12 protein-coding genes are annotated in these 21,108 nt (G+C 51.5%); 10 read left to right on the forward strand and 2 right to left on the reverse strand.

The annotated features are described in order from the left end of the window. Positions 1 to 14 precede the first annotated feature (14 nt). The 3 genes from NST84_RS10000 (at position 15) to NST84_RS10010 (ending at position 6,696) form a co-directional block, all read left to right on the forward strand. Positions 15 to 4,088: a choice-of-anchor I family protein gene (locus NST84_RS10000; protein WP_342565433.1), complete on the forward strand. Its 4,074-nt coding sequence runs from the start codon at positions 15 to 17 to the stop codon at positions 4,086 to 4,088. 158 nt (positions 4,089 to 4,246) lie between these two features. After that, positions 4,247 to 4,657, forward strand: coding sequence for a VOC family protein (locus NST84_RS10005; protein ID WP_342565434.1), 411 nt, complete (start codon positions 4,247 to 4,249; stop codon positions 4,655 to 4,657). Between the two features lie 245 nt (positions 4,658 to 4,902). After that, a complete protein-coding gene (locus NST84_RS10010; RefSeq protein ID WP_342565435.1) occupies positions 4,903 to 6,696 on the forward strand; it encodes a methyl-accepting chemotaxis protein in 1,794 nt (597 codons plus the stop codon). Here NST84_RS10010 and NST84_RS10015 read toward each other — a convergent pair. Together NST84_RS10015 and NST84_RS10020 are read right to left on the reverse strand one after the other, a co-directional pair. Continuing rightward, positions 6,676 to 7,569, reverse strand: a complete 894-nt coding sequence (locus NST84_RS10015; protein WP_342565436.1) for an NAD-dependent epimerase/dehydratase family protein — start codon at positions 7,567 to 7,569, stop codon at positions 6,676 to 6,678. The genes NST84_RS10010 and NST84_RS10015 overlap by 21 nt on opposite strands. A 29-nt stretch (positions 7,570 to 7,598) precedes the next feature. Further along, on the reverse strand, positions 7,599 to 8,348 hold the full coding sequence (locus tag NST84_RS10020; RefSeq protein WP_342565437.1) for an RNA polymerase sigma factor: 750 nt from the start codon (positions 8,346 to 8,348) through the stop codon (positions 7,599 to 7,601). A gap of 201 nt (positions 8,349 to 8,549) precedes the next feature. Here NST84_RS10020 and clpP point away from each other — a divergent pair, with 201 nt between their 5' ends. From clpP to NST84_RS10055, 7 genes are all read left to right on the forward strand, one after another. After that, positions 8,550 to 9,131, forward strand: coding sequence for an ATP-dependent Clp endopeptidase proteolytic subunit ClpP (gene clpP / locus NST84_RS10025; protein WP_342565438.1), 582 nt, complete (start codon positions 8,550 to 8,552; stop codon positions 9,129 to 9,131). A gap of 20 nt (positions 9,132 to 9,151) precedes the next feature. Further along, positions 9,152 to 9,358, forward strand: coding sequence for a hypothetical protein (locus NST84_RS10030; RefSeq protein ID WP_342565439.1), 207 nt, complete (start codon positions 9,152 to 9,154; stop codon positions 9,356 to 9,358). 282 nt (positions 9,359 to 9,640) lie between these two features. Continuing rightward, the gene (locus NST84_RS10035) at positions 9,641 to 15,193 is read left to right on the forward strand and encodes an Ig-like domain-containing protein (protein WP_342565440.1); all 5,553 of its coding nucleotides are present in this window, start codon (positions 9,641 to 9,643) and stop codon (positions 15,191 to 15,193) included. Positions 15,194 to 15,335: 142 nt separating this feature from the next. Further along, complete coding sequence (locus tag NST84_RS10040; protein ID WP_342565441.1) at positions 15,336 to 17,000, forward strand: AraC family transcriptional regulator; 1,665 nt, start codon at positions 15,336 to 15,338, stop codon at positions 16,998 to 17,000. A 105-nt stretch (positions 17,001 to 17,105) separates the two neighbouring features. Further along, positions 17,106 to 18,122 carry an iron ABC transporter permease gene (locus NST84_RS10045; RefSeq protein WP_342565442.1) on the forward strand — a complete coding sequence of 339 codons (1,017 nt, stop codon included), beginning with the start codon at positions 17,106 to 17,108 and terminating at the stop codon, positions 18,120 to 18,122. A gap of 7 nt (positions 18,123 to 18,129) precedes the next feature. After that, positions 18,130 to 19,164 carry an iron ABC transporter permease gene (locus NST84_RS10050; RefSeq protein ID WP_342565443.1) on the forward strand — a complete coding sequence of 345 codons (1,035 nt, stop codon included), beginning with the start codon at positions 18,130 to 18,132 and terminating at the stop codon, positions 19,162 to 19,164. Positions 19,165 to 19,903: 739 nt separating this feature from the next. Then, positions 19,904 to 21,103: a saccharopine dehydrogenase family protein gene (locus NST84_RS10055; protein WP_090715366.1), complete on the forward strand. Its 1,200-nt coding sequence runs from the start codon at positions 19,904 to 19,906 to the stop codon at positions 21,101 to 21,103. Positions 21,104 to 21,108: the final 5 nt, after the last annotated feature.

The following is a 21,108-nucleotide window of genomic DNA, read 5'->3' on the forward strand; positions in this document are numbered from 1 at the left end:
GAGTGACAACGAAATTGAAAAGATCAGGTACAACCCTACTCTCTCTGCTGTTGGCTGCTGAACTCGTGCTGGTTCCCGCCTGGAGCGTAACTCCAGCTGCTGCCGCTGTGGCACAATTGCCGGGCACTCCGTATAATGCTGACGGCACTTATAATGTAAATGTTCCTCATATTATCGTGAACCAGGTGTATGGCGGAGGGGATGCGGATACTACCGGCGGTTATTTTTCACACGGCTATATTGAGCTTTATAACCCTTTAGATACAGATGTGGACCTGAGCGGCTGGTCGCTGCAATACTCCGATCCGGCAATGAGCGGGGCCTGGAGCAGGCTGGAGCTAAGCGGAACCATCAAGGCACATTCCTCATACCTCATTACGGATAGCAAAAATAACCCTACCTTCCAGAGCGACATCAGCGGGAAGGGCGATCAGACGTGGAACGGGCTTCTTTTTAATAACAAAGGCATGAAGGTTGTACTGCTGAGCAATACGGACCTGCTGACTGCAGTCAACCCGTTCACTAGCAAAACATCCGCTTACGTGGACATGATCGGCACGGCGGGTAATGACAAAGGCTCCGTCATCGACGGCTATGAAGGGGATTATCCGACAGGTAAGGAGGAGGGAACCTCCAAGCAGAAGTCCGTGCGCCGCGCAGACTTTACCGATACAGACAACAATAAAAGCGATCTGAAGCAGATCAGCTTCGACAATCTGGATGCGGCCGGAATGAATCTGATGAAGCCGCACAGCAGCACAGACGGAGCATGGGGAGTCAAGGCGCCGGCGCTCGGCGTAGGCACCACCGAACTGCCGGCGGCATCCGCAGGTGCACCATATACGGTTGCTTTGTCGGTGTATGGCGGCGTTCAGCCATACTCCTTCACAGCAGAGGGGCTGCCGGAAGGCCTTAAGCTGGATGCAGCTACCGGAACAATTAGCGGAACACCGCTGGCAGCAGGCATATCCACTGTAAGCTATACCGTTTATGACAGCTCGGCAACACCGGCCAAGGTTACCGGGATACTTAAGCTGGATGTGGGCAAGCCCGCTGCTGATCCCAAGCAGGATGTAATCAGCATTACCAAAATCGGCGGATATTCCGTTGGAACGACGAATAAGAACGGCGGTGTGGCCGAGATTGTCAGATATAACCGTGACAACGGTAAATTTTATCTGGTAAACGGTTCGGCGCAGCCGGCAACAGTAGATATCGTTAACCTTAAAGACGGTGCGCATCCGGAAAAAGAGACAAGCATCAATGTAGAGGAACTGTCCGAGACAGGCGGTTTTGTTTACGGTGATTTGACCAGCGTGGACATCAACACAGCAACCAAGCGGATTGCTGTTGCGGTGCAGGAAGCCGATGCAATGAAGAACGGCAAGGTGCTTGTGCTGGATTATGACGGCAAGCTGCTCGAAACCTTTGAAGCCGGAGTTCAGCCGGACATGGTCAAATACACGGCAGACGGCCGGTATATTCTGACTGCTGATGAAGCAGAGCCGCGTACGCTGGCAGGTGATCCTGAGGGCAGCGTGACTATTATTGACACTGTGACCAAAGTCGTAAACCGGATGAAATTCGATAACCCTGCGGTCATTGATGATCTTGTGCATATCCGCGGGGCGGTAGACCCGGAGACGAAGCTGATTACCGGTGAAGGCGCGAAGGAAGATGCCGTGCGTGATCTGGAGCCGGAATTTATCGAGCTGTCCGAAAACCAGAAAACGGCTTATGTCAGTCTTCAGGAGAATAACGCAATTGCAGCTGTAGATATTGCCTCCGGCAAGCTGCTGTCGGTTAAAGGTCTGGGAGTGAAGAACCTGAATGCTCCAGGCAACGCGCTCGACCTGGTGAATGACGGCAAGATCCAACTGGAGAATGTACCCTTCTTCGGTGTATACATGCCGGATGGAATCAGCCAGTACACGGTTAACGGTAAAACATATCTGTTCACAGCCAACGAAGGCGATGCAACGGAATGGGACAGCAAGGAAAATGCCAGCACCATCGGTAAAATAAAGGGCTCGCTCAATCCGGACTCGGATGCCGCTAAGTTCCTGGCCGGAACAACAAAGTATGACGGTGTTGAAGTGATGTCGGATATGGGGCATGACGGCATTTATCTGTACGGCGGCCGTTCCTTCTCCATCTGGGACGCTTCTGACATGAAGCAGGTGTATGACGGCGGCAGCGATTTCGAGCAGATTACGGCTGAACGGCTGCCGGCAACCTTCAATGCCAGCAACAGCAATACTACCCTGGACAGCCGCAGCAGCAAAAAAGGGCCTGAGCCGGAATATGTAAAGATCGGCAAGGTGGGACAGAAGGCGCTGGCTTTTGTCGGGCTGGAGCGGATCGGCGGTCTGATGACCTATGATGTGACCAACCCGGAGCAGCCGGAGTTTGTGAACTATATTAATACACGCGAGTTCACCCCGAAGAACAATCTGGAGACAGACACCGGTCCGGAAGGAATCGAGTTTATTGCGGCAGCTGACAGCCCGACCGGACTGCCGCTCGTGCTGGTCGCCAATGAAGTCGGAGGAACGGTTGCAATCTACCAGCTCAATGTGACCAAGGTAACGCTCGATAAGACTGCGTTGTCCCTGCAGGCCGGCAGTACGCCAGCTGTGCTTACAGCAGCAGTGCTGCCTGCGGGTGAAGGAGCGGAAGGGCTGAGCTGGAGCTCCTCCAATACAGCCGTTGCATCAGTAGATCAGGCAGGCAAGGTCACGCCGCTGACCGCGGGAACAGCCGTAATCTCTGTGTACAGTGCAGACGGCTATGGTCTGGCTGAAGCACAGGTGACTGTGCAGGCTGCCGATCCGGTCATCAGCCAGCCGGGTTCAAGTCCATCGGGCGGCTCAACTACAGGGGTAACCACACCGGCTACTGCTGTGAGCACTTCCAACGGTAAGACTGTACTGGAAGTAAAAGCAACAGTGGATACAGCAGGCAATTCTTCATATCCGGTCAGCGCTGCGGATGTGACGGCTGCTGTAGAGGCACTGAAAACCTCAGCGGCGGACGAACTGGTATTCCGCACGGCAGCGGGTGATGCTGCGGGGGCGGCTACGCTGACTATTCCTGCGGCAGCGTGGACCGAGATTGCCGGCAGCACAGCGCAGACCGTGACCTTTACAAGCGGAACCGGCTCAGTTTCCCTGGACCGTGCCGCTGTCTCGGCTATCCGGACTGCAGCTGCAGGTGAAGCAGTCAGCCTGACGATTGCTGCTGCAAATCTCACAACCGGCTCAAGCCTGATCGGCAGCCGCCCGGTAGTGAGCCTTGAGGTTAAGACCGGCAGCCGTAACGTTTCCAGCTTTGGCACCGGCGGAGCGGTAGTAAGTGTCCCTTATACACTCGCTGCGGGAGAAGATGCTGCTGCAGTGGTCGCTTATTATGTATCACCAGCAGGCGGGCTGACGGTGCTCCCGGCAAGCAGCTATAATGCGGAAACCGGCCAGCTGACCTTCGGAACTTCTCATTTCTCGGTATATGCCGTCGGTTATAACAAGCCGGCGTTTACCGATACAGCATCCAGCTACGCGCAGGATTCTATCACTTACCTGGCGGCACGCGGTATCATTTCCGGTATTTCGGCAGAGCAGTTTGGCCTGAAAAGCAAGCTGAGCCGCGGGGACGCAGCACTGCTGCTGGCCCGCCTCGCGGGTGCCGAGCTGGGTAATTCAACCTCCGGCAGCTTTACTGATGTGCAGGCAGGTGATTATTTCGCTGCTGCGGTCGGCTGGGCCAGTGTGAATGGAATCGTGAACGGTACAGGCGACGGCAAGTTTACGCCTGAGGCCAATGTTTCACGGGAGCAGCTGGCGGTGATGATTGTCCGTCTGGCTGAAGCGATGAACTGGAGCCTACCGGTGAACGGCGGGGCAGCTGCAAGCTTCGCTGATCAGGCATCAATCAGCAGCTACGCTCAGGAAGCTGCAAAAGCAGTCCAGCAGGCAGGCATCCTGTCCGGCCAGGCAGCGGCGGGCGGCAAGGTTAACTTTGCCCCGCAGGCCTCGGCAACCCGTGAAGAAACAGCGCAGCTGCTGGCTAAGCTGTTGAAGGCTGTGCAGTAACACTGGCGGACAGCAGGCAATATTCCGCGCCACAAATAAAGTGATACACATGCCGGACATTTTTTGCGGCGCGGGTATTTTAAATTTTATTGTTCTGGAACACTACATGCTATAATGGAGCGGTGCACCCCCAAATACATGTATGAGGTGATCAGCGAATGGGATTTCAGGCAGGCCAGCTGTTTATTAATTTGCCCGTAGCCAATCTGCAGAGGTCGATTGAATTTTTTACGGCAATCGGATTTGAGTTTAATCCTCAGTTTACGGATGAGAATGCAACCTGTATGATCATTAACGGTAATTCGTATGCGATGCTGCTGACACGGGATTATTTCGGCACATTTACGGACAAGACGATCATTGATGCTGCTGCCCATGCAGAGGTCATTACCTGCTTCTCCGCTGCAAGCAAAGAACAGGTGGACGAGCTGGTGCAGAAGGCGCTGGATGCCGGCGGTAAGCCGTTTAATGCTCCGGTCGATCATGGCTTCATGTATAATTGGAGCTTCCAGGACCTGGATGGGCATCTTTGGGAAGTTGTGTACATGGATGAGAGTGCTGCTCAGTAAAGCTTTTTACAAACGAAATGGTTCAGGCAGGTGCCCCCGGGGTGCTTGCCTTTTTATGTTCCATGGATGTATCCCGGTTTACAATATTGCAACAGATTCTTTACACTCCGCATACAAAACCCCGGAGAGCCGTTAATATCCAGCTTCTACAATGAGTTTGTCGCAAAAATTACATACATAAAGAAATGACAAAAGCTTTAATAGAAGGGATGATTGGCTTGAAAAGAAGGTTGCTGCACTTATCCATGAAATGGAAGCTGATTCTTAGTTTTACTGCGATTTCGCTGATCTTTTTAGGAGTTGCTCTGCTTCAGGGGCAGAAGATTAGCCAAGTGGAGCTGTCAATGGAACGCCAGAAATCGGAGATGGAAAAAAGAATTACCGTTTCGACCATCACCCAGCTGCTGCAGGAGCTGAACAGCCTGGAAACCTCACTTGCCGAATCCAGTGACCTGGAGCTGGCAGAGCCGTTTATGGACAAGCAGCAGCAGCTGAAGGAAGCTGTGGCCACGGTCAGTTTTGAAAAGGAAACCACCGCATGGAAGGATTTGCAGCTGCTGAATACCGCAATAAATATGTACACCGGTTATGTTGGTAAGCTGATAGTAACGCTTGAGGATCCCAGCCTTGACCCGTTGACTGTGCTTGAGGAGATCGACGGTCTGCATACAAAAGCCCTTGCTGTCCATCAGCAGCTGCTGAAGATCAACACCACGCTCTATACGTCGGCTGCTGATTATGCGGAGCAGGCGCAGGCTGAATCCTTCAGCTTGCTCCAGAATACCGTTTCCATTGTTTATTATGCCGCAGGTGCAGTAGTATTGTTCATGCTTATCCTTGCTGTCTTGCTGACACGTTCGTTCCTTACTCCGGTGGGTAAGCTGCAGCACGCACTGCGCAATATCGCCGAAGGCGATCTGCGCCAGCAGATCAATTCCCCGTATAATGATGAGCTGGGACGGCTCAGCTTCCATTTTGACCATATGGTAACCAGAGTGCGTGATATGCTGCGCCAGACAGTTCAGGTTGCTTCGACGCTGGCGGATTATTCCCGGTCCTTCCAGGAATCCTCAACGGTTACCGCGAATACAAATCAGGAAATTGTCAGGACGATTCAGGAAATTTCAGTGGGGGCTGACCAGCAGGCTGTACAGTCTGAACAGAGTGCACTGCTGCTGCAGGAGCTGGAGCGTGAGGTTGCAGAGATTACCGAATATACGGACGGCATGCTGGTTACAAGCGGAACAGCGGATCATAATGCACGCAAAGGCTCGGAAACCATTGGCGAGCTGCAGCGCATCTCACAACGCTCCAATACTTCTATCAGCAAAGTGTATAAGGCGCTTGAAAAGCTTGTTGAACAGTCCGGGGACATCTCACGAATCACCAATTCGATTACAGAAATCTCGAAACAGACGAATATCCTTTCGCTGAATGCTGCGATTGAAGCAGCGCGGGCAGGGGCGGCCGGCAGGGGCTTTGCTGTTATCGCCGATGAAGTCCGTCACCTCTCTGTACAGACCAGCGATTCCTCCATCCTGATCAGCCGGATTATCGGCGAGCTGCAGGAGAGCATGGCGGAATTCCAGGAGGATATGCTGGAAACCAAAAAAAGCCTGGAAGAGCAGGACTCCCAGGTTGCCGAAACACTTGCCTCCTTCAAGGCGATTGACAGCTCGATTGCCGGAATCAGCCGGCAGATTGCCCAGATCCACGGCAAGGTGGAAGTGACGCGGACCATCAATTCCCGGCTGGGCGAATCGATCCATTCCGTAGCTTCTGTAGCTGAACAGACAGCAGCAGGCGTTCAGGAGGTCAACGCATCGAGCACCCAGCAGGATCAGGCCATTCATGATATCGCCCGGCAGGCGCTGGAAATCAGCGAGATTTCACAGCGGCTGTTCAGGGAGATTAACGTATTTAAGATCGGACAGGAAGAGGATTCCAAGCCGCAGGGCGGGCAGCTGCTGATTATAGAGGAAGCCCGCAGCAGCAAGGACAACGAAGACGAGGCTCCGTTACTGGCGATCGCTGAGTGACGCGTGTAGTATTGCAGCCAGTTCAGGCAGCCAGCCGGTAAGCGGCAGGAAGACGAAGCCCGCAGAGCGGGCTTTTGTTGTATCCATATGCCAGGACTCGCTAATGCCAAACGGGGACATATCAGATTCTGCGGACCGGCCTGGGGTGATTGCCTGTCTGCCTGTAACGGCTTCGATCAGCGAGATAATTTCCTTAATTGAAATGGCCCCGTCCGAGCAGGCGTTAACAGGTCCGGTCAGCGGCGAGAAGCCCAGCCAATACAGGAAGTCAGCAGCCTCATCAGACCGGATAAGAGAGATCAGCGCTTCAGGATTCGGTATACCGACAGGCTTGCCTTCCAGAATGTGTTCAATATGAAAATGCAGCCGGCGCGTGTAATCATCTGTTCCCAGTACAATCGGAAAACGGACGGCTGCCGCAGGAAAAGCGGTCTGGTTCAGCAATATGGCCTCGGCCAGCCGTTTGCCTTCCTGATAGCTGAAATTTTCCTTGGGACCGAGGGTGACAGGATAATGTACCGGGTCAAAATCGGCTTCACGCAGCATTTGCTTGCTTGGATCATAGACAGACAGGCTGGATGTCAGAATATACCGGCCTGCAGTATCTGCAAAAATCCGGGCCGCCGCCGCCGCATCGTCTGGCGAGTAGCAGATGTTGTCGTAGACCACATCATAATGACGGCCGCGCACTGCATCAGCCAGCGCTTCCGCATCAGAGCGGTCGGCAGTCAGCCGGGTAACTTGCTCACCAAAATCATCCTCCGTCTGTCCTCTCGTTAATATGGTTACTTCCGTATCTTTATCCTTCAGCAGCCGCTGTACCAGCCGTTTACCGAAAAAACGTGTTCCTCCGAGTACAAGTATGCTTCTCATCATTTCCCTCCTCATCTGGATTTTTCCCTTTAAGAAGCCATTCTCAGCAGGCCGCCCCCGGAATTTCCGGTGCGGTCAGCAGCAGTGCGAAGCGCACTGTACCGGGCCTGGACAGTGCTGATGCCTGCCGCCATTGTAATCCCGGCGGCATTCTCCCGGCGCAGCAGCTCCAGCATGACAGGGAGCTGTCCCTGCTCATAGGCTTTGGCCAGTGCGCTCAGCAGCTGCCGGAAATCACTGCCTTCGGGCAGGGCGGGCCCATCCGCAGCCAGCTCCTTGCGCACAGCTCCGAGGGCCTGCCTTGCCCGGTACAGCGCTGCTTTGACAGCACCTTCGGTGGTGTCAAGCAGGTCTGCAGTATCCTGAGCCGGATAGCCAAGCACATCGCGCATCAGAAATACCGTCAGCTGGAGCGGCGGTAAAGCTTTAATCAAGGCATGGAAGGCCGTTTCGAGCTCTGTCAGGCTATGCGGTTCCTTATCCGCGGCGGCATCTGCCGGTTGAAGTCCACGCTCCATTGCCCTTCTGAGCGCGGATTTCCGCCGCAGGCTGTCTACCCATGTGTTTTTGGCAATCCGCAGCAGCAGGGCCTGCCGGTTAGGGCTGGCAGACCAGCCGCTGTAGTGCAGCGCCTTGGCCCAGGTATCCTGGACCAGATCCTCAGCCTCCTGTACGGAGCGGGTAAGCGCCAGGCAATAGCGGTTGAGTGCAGTGTTAAGCAGCTGTAAGCCCTCATTCGCTGCGGGTTCCGATAGATCATGTTCATCAAGTATTAACATGTGCGGTCCTCTCCTTTTTCGGCAAATCTGTTTCGGTAATCCTCACCGTATATTCAGTTCCCTCTATTATATAAGCGAACTTCTCCTGATAAAAGGTACGCAGCAGGCTCAGCTTTTTTTATCAACATTCTCCGTATCTTTTTCCGGCGGTCATCCGATTACCGGGTATCACGTGAAATGAAATCCCAGGAGGTATGGAGCATGAGTGTTATTCCTTATGTAGTAGAGCAGACAGGCAGAGGCGAGCGTTCCTACGATATTTACTCGCGCCTGCTGAAGGACCGGATCGTATTTGTCGGTGCGGCGATAGATGATCAGCTGGCCAACAGCATCATTGCCCAGCTGCTGTATCTGGCGGCAGAGGATCCGGAGAAGGATATTCAGATGTTCATTAACAGTCCCGGCGGGTCGACTACCGCAGGGTTCGGCATTTATGATACGATGCAGGTAATCAAACCGCAGGTCAGTACGATCTGCACGGGGTTTGCGGCTTCCTTTGGATCACTGCTGCTGCTAGCGGGGGCTCCCGGCAAACGGTTCGCACTGCCAAACAGCGAGATTATGATCCACCAGCCGCACGGCGGCGCACAGGGTCAGGCCAGCGATATTGCGATCAGTGCCAGGCGGATTCTGCAGATCAGGGAGAAGACCGTACAGATCACAGCAGAGCGTACCGGCCAGCCGGCTGATAAAGTCGCAAGGGATATGGACCGCGATTATTTCATGACGGCAGAAGAGGCGCTGAATTACGGCATCATCGACAAAGTGATTTCAAGTTTATAACCGAAAAGGAGCTGGGCAACATGCTGCAGGAATTGCTGGGACAGAAGGTGGCAGTACGTTTTCTGGACGGAACGAGTGTAAGGGAAGGCGTGCTGGAGGAGCTTGACGGGCAGTTCGTGAAATACCGGAGTGAATATCAGCTGCTCTATATCCCGATCTCGTCGATCCGGGCGGTTGCACTGGAGACCAAAGAGCGGGAGCGGCCGCGGGTCGGATTCGGGCAATAGCGGATGATCAAAAAATGCGCAAGCGGGCGAAAGCTCCTTGTGCATTTTTTTGCTTTTTAGACACTTCTAATTAAAAAGAAACAAGACTTTTAGCATATTTTCGAAAAAAATACCCTGTTTATGGTCTGATAAAACGGATTTTGTCGAGATTTGTTAAGAGTTTGTTTAGAGCTGCCTGATAAAATGGATCAAAGCTATGGAATAACTTTTAGATTGAATAAGGGGGAGAGCATTACATTGTTGATGAGCAGGAGTTTGAAAAAGTATACCTCGTTGTTACTCATGATCAGTTTGTTATTAACAGGAGCATTTCCTGTATATGCCCTGCCGGTAGAGACAGTTCCGGCAAGCTGGGAGAATATTAGTCCACTGCCAAGCGGTAACAAAGCAAATGGAGTAACGATAGGCGCAGGAACAGTAGTTGTAGTCGGTGAAGGGGGAAGCATTGGTACATTAAGCAACTCCACGACATGGGCGATCCGTAATTCAGGGGTAGCTGACGACTTGAACGATATTATTAATGCAGGCACAGGCGTAAACGCCAAGTTTGTGGCTGTAGGCGATAACGGGACAGTCATAACGTCTACAAATGGCACATCCTGGACACCCCAAACTACGGGTATCAATGATGACTTAAATGCAATCGTATACGGCGGCGGCAGATTAGTCGCGGTCGGCGATTCAGGAAAGGTAATTACTTCTTCAGACGACGGTGTTACCTGGTTTGCTCCTGCCTCGGGCGTTAATGTAGATCTGAACGCTGTTGTTTATGGTGACAGCAAGTTTGTTGCTGTGGGTGATAACGGCACAATCCTTCATTTCTCAGAAGGATCGGCCTGGGCGAAACAGGAATCCGGTTCGGATAAGGATCTGAATGGCATCAGTTATGGGGGCAATGTGTTTGTTGCAGCCGGAGCAGAAGGAGAGATTCTGAGCGCTCCGAACGCTTTGGGTACATGGACAAAAGGAACGAGCGGCGTTACCTCGAATCTCAACAGTGTATCTTTTAACAGCAACCGGTTTTTCATTGCCGGTGATTCAGGCAAGCTGCTATATTCAGGTGACGGCACGACTGGCTGGAACGGTTCAGTCTCGGTAGCTGGTACTACGGATAATTTGTTGAAAATCAAAGCCACTGATGCAGGCTATTATATCATTGGCTCAGAGGGTGCTATATTTTTTGCTACAAAGAGTACGAATGGAGTGAGCAATTGGGAAAAATTCAGCTCCCCTACTCCAAGCGCGCTGAAGACGATTACCTTTGCGAATAGTACCTATATTACTGCTGGTACCGACGGATTGATCGGTACTTCCACTGATGGCAGAGTATGGACTAAGGTTGTCAGCGGCACTACCGGCGATATTAACAGCATTGCTTATGGCAGCGGCAAGTTTGTAACGGTCGGAGCGAACGGACAAACCTTGACCTCCAGCAATAACGGCACAAGCTGGTCAGCAGGTACGTCGGTAGACAGTACTACGCTTAACGGCATCGTTTATGGCGGCAATCTTTTTGTTGCTGTAGGCAACAGCGGGAAAATTGTAACGTCTGCAGACGGGGTTAACTGGACGAAAGTCACTGACAGTAAGACCGTGAGTCATTTAAATGCTGTTGCATACGGCAATAACAAATATGTGGCTGTAGGTTCTGACGGCACCGTTGTCTCTTCCCTGAACGGAACGGAATGGAAAGCGGAAGTTTCTAAAGCAGACAGCAAGCTGCTGAATGATATCAGCTACGGCAGTGATAAATTCATGGCGGTTGGTGTTTCCGGAAAGGTGTTAGCCTCTCCGGACAGTACGAAAGGGGCGGCCTATACAGCCGATCCGCAGGTCAATCTGAATGGAGTTGCTTCCGGCAACAGCTTATTTATGGCAGCGGGAGACAACGGGTATGTGTATTACTCGAACGATGCGGGTCAGAATTGGCACTTGGATACATCAGGCACAACCAAAACGCTTAATGCCATCGGGTATTTTGCCGGCCTGAACCGGTTCATCGCTGTCGGTGATTCCGGTACGATGATTATGTCAAAGCCAGTGGTCAACACACCGCAGGTTATTGGCCTGTCCCCGGAGCATTCTGAAACGAATGTAGAGATCGATGCAGATCTTACGCTTACATTCAATCAGAAAGTAAAGGCGGCTAACGGAAAAATATATATTCACAGCATTTCGGATGCAACCCCGGCTGAAACCGTTCTTGTTGAAGAGATCCCGGCGAATGACAGCAGGGTAACTGTAGTAAACAATGAAGTGACAGTTAATCCGGAAAAAGATTTGGTTAACGGTACAGAATATGAAGTTACAGTAGAAGCTAATGCGTTCTATGACGAAAGTCAAAGTACGGGTAACCAAGCGATAGAAAGTGGTTCATGGAGATTTAAAACCGTTGCAGCCGTAGATACAGCTGCTCCAATTGCAGAAACCTATTCTCCAGAGAACGGGGCTACGGGAGTTGCCAGAGACGCTGTACTGACTCTTACTTTTGACGAGAAAGTAACGGCGGATAACGGTTTTATCAAAATCTTCAAAAGCGCTAATGGGGTTACTGAAGAGGTAGATACCATTCTGGCCACTACAGAAGAAAAAGTATCAGTTTCTGGCAAGACGGTGACCATTACTCCATATAATCTGTTCGAGTACGACGCTACCTATTATGTGAATATTGATAGCGGGGCGTTCCGGGATGAGGCAGGCAACGGCTACGCCGGTATCTCTGACAGCACAACCTGGAGTTTTAAAACCATTGAAGAACCGGATACGACACCGCCGGCAGTGAGCACATTGTCGCCTGCGAACGGGGCTACAGGTGTAGCTACCGGGACTAATCTTGTAGTTACCTTCAGTGAGGATGTACAAAAGGCAACCGGCAATATTGAGCTGTATAACAGCACGAATGTCACTGCCCAGCCAGTGGTCATTCCGGTCACTTCCCAGAATGTAAACATTGAAGGCAACGTGGTGACGATCAATCCGGATGATAATCTGGACTTCGGTTCAGGCTACTACGTTCATATTGCGGACAATGCATTCAAAGATACAGCAGGCAATGCTTATGCTGGTATCACGAACAATACAACCTGGAAATTTACTACGATTGGCGCACCGCCGACTGTAAGCCTGTATTCGCCTGTGAGCGGAGCAACAGGTGTTGCTAAAGATGCTAATCTGGTGCTTACGTTCAGCGAAAATGTAACGAAGGCCGATGGCAACATTAAGATTTTCAACAGTGCGGATAGCGTTAATCCGGTAATGACGATTTCTGTCAATACCCCGTTTGTAGCGGTCAAAGACAATGTGGTGACAGTTGATCTGCCGAATGATTTGGCCTACAGCTCTACCTACTTTGTACAAATCGAGTCTGGCGCATTCAAAGGTGCCGGAGGCAGCTACTTTGCCGGTATCTCTGACAGTACAACCTGGAAGTTTACAACTGTTGCTGCACCGGATACGACTGCTCCAACAGTAAGTGCATTTTCACCTGAGAACGGGTCAGCGGATGTAGCGGTTGAAACGAACCTGACGCTTACCTTCAGTGAGAATGTAGTGGCGGGTGAAGGTAACATTGTAATCTACAACAGTGCGAACAACACACCGGTAGCTACAATTTCCGCCCAGGATGCTGTCATTCTGGATAACGTAGTAACCATTAATCCGGCTAATGATCTGGGCTATGCTGCAAGTTACTATGTAAGAGTCGGATCTGGTGCATTCAAAGACACGGCAGGCAACAGCTATGCCGGCATCACGAATAACACGGCCTGGCAGTTTACAACAACAGCTGTACCTGATAGAACCTCGCCAACGGTAAGCACATATGCGCCGGAGTCCTGGGCAACTGAAGTAGCAACAAGCGCTAATCTGGCTCTTACGTTCAGTGAGAATGTAGTGAAGTCAGATGGCCGCATTGAGATTTTCAAAAGCACGGATGAAATGAATCCGGTTGTGACTATTCCGGCTAATTCCGGTAATGTCACGATCCAGAATAACGTAGTTACGATTAATCCGGTTAACGATCTCGAATATGGCACAAGTTATTTTGTACGGATTACTGAAGGAGCCTTTAAAGATTTGGCAGGCAATAGCTTTGCCGGTATCACCGGTATTACAGCCTGGCGGTTTATGACCACGAGCCTGCCGGATACAGCAGCTCCGTTAGTAACAGCCTTCAGTCCGGCAGATAATGCGGTCAATGTACCTGTCTCAACTGCGCTTACACTAAGCTTTAATGAGAATGTAACCGCCGGAGATGCAGAGATCGTGATTATGAATGCGGCAACTGATTCGGCTGTAACGGCGATTAAAGCAAATAACACAGCTCTTGTCAGCATCACAAACGCAACTGTAACGATTAAAACAAGCGGTCTGCTGGTGCAAGGAGGCAGCTATTATGTAGTGGTTCAGCCTGACGCCTTTAAGGATGAGGCAGGCAACAGCTTCGCTGGCTTTGCGGATAAAGCTGTCTGGAACTTCTCAACTGTTCCTGTGCCGGTCACACCAGATCCGGAACCGGCAAATCCCGGACCTTCAACGCCTGCAGCACCAGCACCTAGTGTTCCGTCTTCCTCGACAGAAACAATTTCTGCGAACGTTGAGAATGGTGCAGCACAAGGTTCAACAGTGTCATCCGTTGCCATCACCCGCACAAAGGATGCAAGCGGCGTGAAAAAGGATGAGCTGACGTTCACTCCGGAACAAGTGCTCCGGGCAATCAATGAGCTTAAGGCTGCCGGCTCCAATACGGCCAGAATCTTTGTTCCTGATGCAAACGATGAGGTTGCAGAAACGAAAGTCACCATTCCTGCAGCTTCCGGCAAACAAATTGCCGATAATCAGATCAATCTGGACCTCTTCACTGTGAATGCAGAAGTGAAGGTACCAGGCAGCTCCCTGATTAATTTTGTGTCAGATGTTTACTTCCATCTGGTACCGCTGAAATCACAGCAGCAGATTTCTGATGCGGAAGCCCGGGCGAGAACAGAGATTCAAAACTTGGCCAGGGGCGAGCTTGTTACGCTGGTGAGCCGCCCAATCAAGATTGATACTAACCTGCAGAACCGTCCTGTAACGCTCGTTCTGCCGATTAACAGCGCTTCGTTAACACCGGCAGAGCTTCAGCAGCTGGCAGTATATATTGAGCACAGCGACGGAACTAAAGAACTGGCCAAGGGTGAAATTGTACCCTACGGTCAAACCGGTAAGTCAGGAATTCAATTTAATGTAAACAAGTTCAGCACATTTACAGTCGTTCTTGCACAAGCGCCTGCGGTAGAAGTGAAGGCTTATATGACAGGTTATGCTGACGGTACCTTCAAGCCTGGCCAAAGTATTACCCGTGCAGAAATTGCCAGCATCATTGCCCGTACCTTTAACCAGTCAGCGGCTATTTCCGGCGCTGCTTACACTGATATTGCTGCCGGACACTGGGCGGCAAACGCAATTAATCAGGTGAGCGCTAGCGGAATCATGAAAGGTTATGAAGACGGCAGCTTCAAGCCAAATCAGACGATCACAAGAGCCGAAATGGCGACGATTCTGTCCCGTCTGATTACGGGTGCTCAAGGAAATGGGGTTAACTTCAGCGATATTGCCGGCCACTGGGCACAGGCAGCTGTAAAAGTGACAGCTGAGGCGGGTATTATCACCGGTTATGAAGACGGAACCTTCCGTCCGAACCAATCGTTAACCCGTGCTGAAACAGTAACCATCATCAACCGTGCCCTTGGAATCGCTCCATTAACCAGCGCGGCGCAAAAGTGGACTGATGTCCCTGCCCAGTACTGGGCATACGGCAGCATTCAAGCGGCCTCTGTGGATCATACCGCGGAATAATAACAATCAGAAAATCCCTTCCTTCGTCTTCTGACGGGGAAGGGATTTTTTTATTGGGAGCAGCTCGATTTCATTGCTAATGAGAATGGTTATCAATATACTTAAGGTATATTAATCAGTCAAGTATGGAGGGTGCAAGGAAATGGAATCTGTTCATTCCGTACAACGGTTAGCTTCTATAGAAGAACAAGAGGATGCAGTGGACTGGGACCGGCTCTCGTTCCGGCTTCTGTCTGTTCAGGCCCTGAAAGGGACGGGGGAGACTCCTCTGGGGCAGCAGCTGCTTTTCTCCTATGCACTTGTCGTGGTGACAAGCGGTTCTGTGCAGTTTTTCACTGATCATGCCCAGTATGAGCTGAGTGCGGGTTCAGCGCTGCTTCTTTTACCGGAACAAACCTGTGGATTCGTGCAGCCGGCCGGAGGACTTAAGATGTATATCTTGTATTTTGAAGCATATTCCTACGGCAAGTCAGGAGATACCGGACATCTGATCCCGGCGAAGGGAATCCGGTTATATGAGGGGGACGGCAGGCTGCCGTTTAATCCCTCAAGTGAGCTGGCTGCCAAATGGAGCAGGCTGTGTCAGCTCTCCGGCCTAACAGGCGGGTCAATCGGCTACCGGGATCAGCTTGCTTTCCAGGAGCTGCTGTATGAGCTCCGGACAGGCACTCTGCAGCGTCCGCGGGATACGAACTCGGCCCTGGAGCAAGCCAGGCAATACATAGAAGCCCATTATACGGAACCGCTGACCGTCGAACAGGTCGCCCAGTCCGCTGATTTCAGTGCTAAATATTTCGTGGATCTGTATAAGAAGAAGTATGGTAAAAGCGCAATGGAATACGCTGCCGAGCTGCGCCTGCAGCAGGCCAAGCGGCTGATGGCGGAGAGCGGCGCGAAGCTGAGGGAAATTGCCCATAAGGTCGGATATGCCGATGAATTTTATTTCAGCCGCAAATTTAAAAAGAGGATCGGCATGCCGCCTGCCGTCTATATGAAGAGCCGCCGGCGCAAGCTGGCTGCATATACCCCGGGTCTGCTCGGCCAGCTGCTGCCGCTGAATATTACTCCGTATGCGGCGGCGCTGCATCCGAAATGGACAGAGTATTATTACCGGAATTACCGTGCCGATATTCCTGTACATATCAGTGCTTACCGCAATAACCAGGAATGGTTGTCCAACATCGAGCTGCTGAAGCACTCCGGAGCTGAGCTTATTCTTGCCCCGCCGGGGCTTGCCGGTGAAGAGCGGGCAGAGCTTGAGCGGATAGCAGATGTGCATGATCTCTCCAGGGACAGCGCGGACTGGCGCGGACAGTTTCAGGAGCTGGCCAGGTTCCTGGGTGAAGAGTGGCAATGCGGTCAATGGCTGTCCGCCTTTGACTGGGAGGTACAGGCTGCCAAGGAACGCCTGCACGAAGGCGTAAGCGAGCGTTCTGTCACAGTGGTCCGGATGCTGGGCAGCCGGCTGTTCCTGCACTGCAACGAGGGCATGGCAAGCCTCCTGTACCGTGAGCTTGAGCTGCATCCGGCTTACGAATGCGGGCAGGAGGTGTACAATGTTCCCGTCACGCCGGCAAGGCTTGCAGAGCTGCAGCCGGATTATGTCCTGATGCTGATCCGCCAGGAATATGATACGCTTGGCGAGTGGAAGAAGCTGCAGGTTGATCCGCAGTGGCTGAGAATTCCTGCGGTCCAGCGTCATCAGGTCCATGCACTGAGCTCAGACCCATGGCGGGAGGAATCCGCGTATGCCCAGCTGCGGATGCTGCGCCAGCTTCTGCAGCTGCTTCCGGTCAATCGTCCATAGTTGTTCCGCAATTTGTCCATGGTGCTGGTTAACCACCTTCGTTATACTTCTAATTGATAATCATTATCACTTATGTTATCAATATAAAAGTACATAAAGAGTGGGATGACATTGAAACAGACAAGCGGAGTCAAGACAGCTTTCCTGCTGATGCTGGCGGCTGTGCTCATTATTATTGTTAGTGTATTATCCGTAGCCTACGGGTCGAAGTCGATGAGTTTAGCTACGGTCCGGGATGCGGTTTTTCATATGGACCCGGAGAACATTGATCATGTGATCGTCCAGACGTCGCGGATTCCCCGTACGGCCGGCGCACTGCTAATTGGTGCTTTTCTGGCTGTGTCGGGAGCCCTCATGCAGGGGATGACCCGGAATTACCTGGCCTCCCCGTCTATTATGGGGATCAGTGACGGCTCTGTATTTGCTGTTACGCTGTGCATGGTATTCCTGCCTGACGCTTCGTCCATGACGATGATTCTGTATTCGCTGGCCGGTTCCGCACTCGGGGCGCTGCTGGTCTTCGGTACGGCGAAGCTGCTGCCCGGGGGTGTATCACCGTTGACCCTGGCCGTGCTGGGCACAATCATCGGCACGTTCCTCGGCGGGGTGTCACAGGCGCTGGCCGTCTATTTTCAGGTATCGCAAAATATCAGCTTCTGGTACAATGCCCGCCTGCATATGATGGACCCGGCCATTATCAGACTGGCGATTCCATTCGCTGTTGTAGGGTTGTTGCTTGCCCTGCTGATGGCCCGGCCTGTGACGATGCTCTCACTCGGAGACGAGACGGCCGCCGGTCTTGGGCTGAAGGTGGACACGATCAAACTGCTGACGATGCTGAGTGTCGTCCTGCTGACCGGGATCTCTGTAGCTATTGCGGGTAAAATCGCATTTATCGGCCTGATTATTCCGCATATTACACGTTTTCTGATCGGGCAGGATTACCGGAAGATCGTCCCGTTTTCCGCTTTTGCCGGAGCCTTCTTCCTGGTCTTCTGTGATCTCATCAGCCGGTACATTCATTTTCCGTTTGAGACGCCGGTCGGTGTGGTAACGGCGCTGTTTGGTGTGCCGTTCTTCCTCTACCTGATCAAAACGAGAGGGGGCGGCAGCCATTCCTGAGGATATTATGAAATTGCAGCCTAAATCCAAGGCACGGACCTTCTGGAGCCTGTTCCTGCTCTTAACAGCCCTGACGGTCGTCTTAATGTATGTCAGTCTGACCAACGGCACGTTTGACATTTCGGAAGCAGATGTTGTGCGCACACTGCTGCGGTATCATCCGGTAGCCGATCACGATCTGGTCATCTTCGAATTCCGGCTTCCGCGTATTCTGCTGGGGGCACTGGTTGGCTTCGGGCTCGGCATTGCCGGGGCAGTGCTGCAGGGGATTACCCGCAACTCGCTGGCAGACCCGGGAATTCTGGGTATCCATGCGGCGGCAGGAGCCTTTGTTGTCGTATTCATGTTCCTAACCGGGGGCAGCATCAAAGCGCCGGGCTGGATCTCGGTAATGAGCATGCCGATGTTCGGATTTATAGGCGGTCTGGTATCCATCGTCCTGCTCTACCTGTTTGCCAGAAATCAGGGCGAATTTCATCCGCAGCAGTTAATTCTTGTCGGAATCGCTTTAGCGTCAGGTTTCGGTGCAGTGACGCTATATGTATCGCTCAAAATGGACCCGGAGAACTTCGAAATGGCCACTGTCTGGCTGGCGGGGAGTATCAACAATGCGAACTGGAGACAAATCCTCTCAACGCTTCCCTGGCTGGTTCTTCTGACTCCAGTCATCTGGCGGCGGGCGGCGGTGCTGGATCTGCTGCAGCTGCATGAGGTTAGCGTCAAAGGAGTGGGCGTAGCCGTAGGCAGGGAACGGCAGATTCTGCTGCTCTGCTGTGTCGGACTGGTCAGCGCGTGTGTGTCTGTCTCGGGAAGTATAGGTTTTGTCGGACTGATTGCCCCGCATATTGCCCGGCGCCTGATTGGTAACACCTACAAGTATATCGTTCCGTTATGCGGCCTGATCGGCATGCTGATGGTGATCCTGGCTGATTTTGTCGGAAAAACAGTGTTTGCTCCAAGTCAGCTGCCTGTAGGCATCGTAATATCGATTATTGGAGTGCCGTATTTCATCTTCCTGCTGTTCAGGAACCGTAGCAGATAGATATATCCCCCCCCCGATGTTCTTATAGGATTCCTTATAGGACCTTATTAGGATAAAAGTGCTGGAGCGGCAGAGATGCCGCTTCTTTTTTGTGTACTATTTTTATTCTGATTATGATGAGTATCGGGTGAATGGGACAACCTATAACAACTCTAAATAACGATTCGGATCCTCTTCCAATGCGCAGTGGTGCTGGGCCCGCAGTTAGTGGAGGGACAAAAAAGGGTAAAAGAACATATTGCGGCCTTTTTGCCGCGGTAAAAGCAGTCTTGATTGAGACCGGTTTGAACACCGTTTTGGCTGACTAAGACCTGGCAGATCTATGCGGAACGAACCGGGAGGTGAGGAGATTTTCATTCATTTTTAAATAAATTGTATGAAGAAGACCTCTGCTGTGATACAATAATCCGGTTGGCTTCATATGCGGAGGATCATCCGGCACTATCTGAATATCTGTAATTAAATTAAGCTAATAATTGCAGGAAAACGGAGTAATTGAGTGTATTCTTACGAATTGAAGAGTATTAATGGAGAAAACATTAGATTTTACAGGGAACATATCAATTTTTGTCGTTTTTTATTGATTTATTGAGAATGTTTCTGTATAATCAGCGTTGTTGATTTTTCATAGGATGTAGCCTGCCCAAGCTTGATGAAACGAAACGACTGACAACGAAACGGATCCAGAGCAGCAAGGCTAATAACTAATAACTTAAGCAAATTTAGGGGGTTATTAATTGTGGGAAAAGCGTTAATTATTGGCGCTGGCGGTGTAGCAAGCGTTGTTGTTCATAAATGCTGCCAGAACCCGGATGTATTCGAAGAGATCTGTATTGCCAGCCGTACGGTCGCGAAATGCGATGCTCTTAAGGAGAAACTGGATGGCGGCCAGACGAAGATTTCTACGGCTCAGCTTGATGCTGACAACACGGAAGAAGTTATTGAACTGATTAAGAGCTTCCAGCCGGATGTCGTGATTAATGTGGCTCTCCCATACCAGGATCTGACGATCATGGATGCTTGCCTGGCTACCGGAGTGCATTATGTAGATACAGCGAACTACGAACCGCAGGATACCGCGAAATTTGAGTATTCCTGGCAGTGGGCGTACAAGGAAAGATTTGAAAAGGCCGGAATTACAGCATTGCTGGGCAGCGGCTTTGACCCTGGCGTAACCGGTGTATTCACTGCGTATGCGCAGAAGCATTATTTTGACGAAATTCACACGATTGATATTGTGGATGCCAATGCGGGCGACCATGGTTATCCGTTTGCCACCAACTTCAATCCTGAAATCAATATCCGCGAAATTACGGCTAACGGACGTTACTTCGAGAACGGGGAGTGGATTGAAACTGCGCCGCTGTCCGAGAAAAAAGTCTACGATCTCCCGGAGATCGGTCCGAAGGATATCTATCTTTTGTACCATGAAGAGCTGGAGTCCCTGGCCAAAAATATTAAAGGCGTAAAGAAAATCCGTTTCTGGATGACCTTCTCGCAGAACTACCTGACTCACCTGAAGGTGCTTGAAAATGTCGGCATGACTTCGATCGAGCCGATCATGTATGAGGGCAAAGAAATTATTCCTTTGCAGTTCCTGAAGGCAATCCTGCCTGACCCGGCTTCCCTGGGACCAAGAACCAAAGGTAAAACCAACATCGGCTGCATCATCCAAGGCACCAAAGACGGCCAGCCAAAAACGTATTATGTCTACAATGTCTGCGATCACGAAGAATGCTACAGAGAAGTGGGCTCCCAAGCCATTTCCTACACAACTGGCGTTCCTGCAATGATCGGGGCTATGATGATCATCAAAGGCATTTGGAACAAGCCAGGTGTACACAATATCGAAGAATTCGATCCGGATCCATTCATGGATGCACTTAATAAACACGGGCTGCCTTGGCAAGAAGATTTCTCGCCGACGCTGCTGGACTAGGGCGT

The sequence above is a fragment of the Paenibacillus sp. FSL R7-0345 genome (assembly GCF_038595055.1).
In the GTDB taxonomy this organism is placed as follows: domain Bacteria; phylum Bacillota; class Bacilli; order Paenibacillales; family Paenibacillaceae; genus Paenibacillus_AQ.

What these genes read in the sequence shown, in the direction of transcription:
- NST84_RS10020 (WP_342565437.1), bottom strand. Translation starts at nt 8,348, where the DNA reads ATGTTAATACTTGATGAACATGATCTATCGGAACCCGCAGCGAATGAG.
- NST84_RS10005 (WP_342565434.1), top strand. Translation starts at nt 4,247, where the DNA reads ATGGGATTTCAGGCAGGCCAGCTGTTTATTAATTTGCCCGTAGCCAAT.
- NST84_RS10045 (WP_342565442.1), top strand. Translation starts at nt 17,106, where the DNA reads ATGACATTGAAACAGACAAGCGGAGTCAAGACAGCTTTCCTGCTGATG.
- NST84_RS10035 (WP_342565440.1), top strand. Translation starts at nt 9,641, where the DNA reads ATGATCAGTTTGTTATTAACAGGAGCATTTCCTGTATATGCCCTGCCG.
- NST84_RS10010 (WP_342565435.1), top strand. Translation starts at nt 4,903, where the DNA reads ATGAAATGGAAGCTGATTCTTAGTTTTACTGCGATTTCGCTGATCTTT.
- clpP (WP_342565438.1), top strand. Translation starts at nt 8,550, where the DNA reads ATGAGTGTTATTCCTTATGTAGTAGAGCAGACAGGCAGAGGCGAGCGT.
- NST84_RS10030 (WP_342565439.1), top strand. Translation starts at nt 9,152, where the DNA reads ATGCTGCAGGAATTGCTGGGACAGAAGGTGGCAGTACGTTTTCTGGAC.
- NST84_RS10040 (WP_342565441.1), top strand. Translation starts at nt 15,336, where the DNA reads ATGGAATCTGTTCATTCCGTACAACGGTTAGCTTCTATAGAAGAACAA.
- NST84_RS10015 (WP_342565436.1), bottom strand. Translation starts at nt 7,569, where the DNA reads ATGAGAAGCATACTTGTACTCGGAGGAACACGTTTTTTCGGTAAACGG.
- NST84_RS10050 (WP_342565443.1), top strand. Translation starts at nt 18,130, where the DNA reads ATGAAATTGCAGCCTAAATCCAAGGCACGGACCTTCTGGAGCCTGTTC.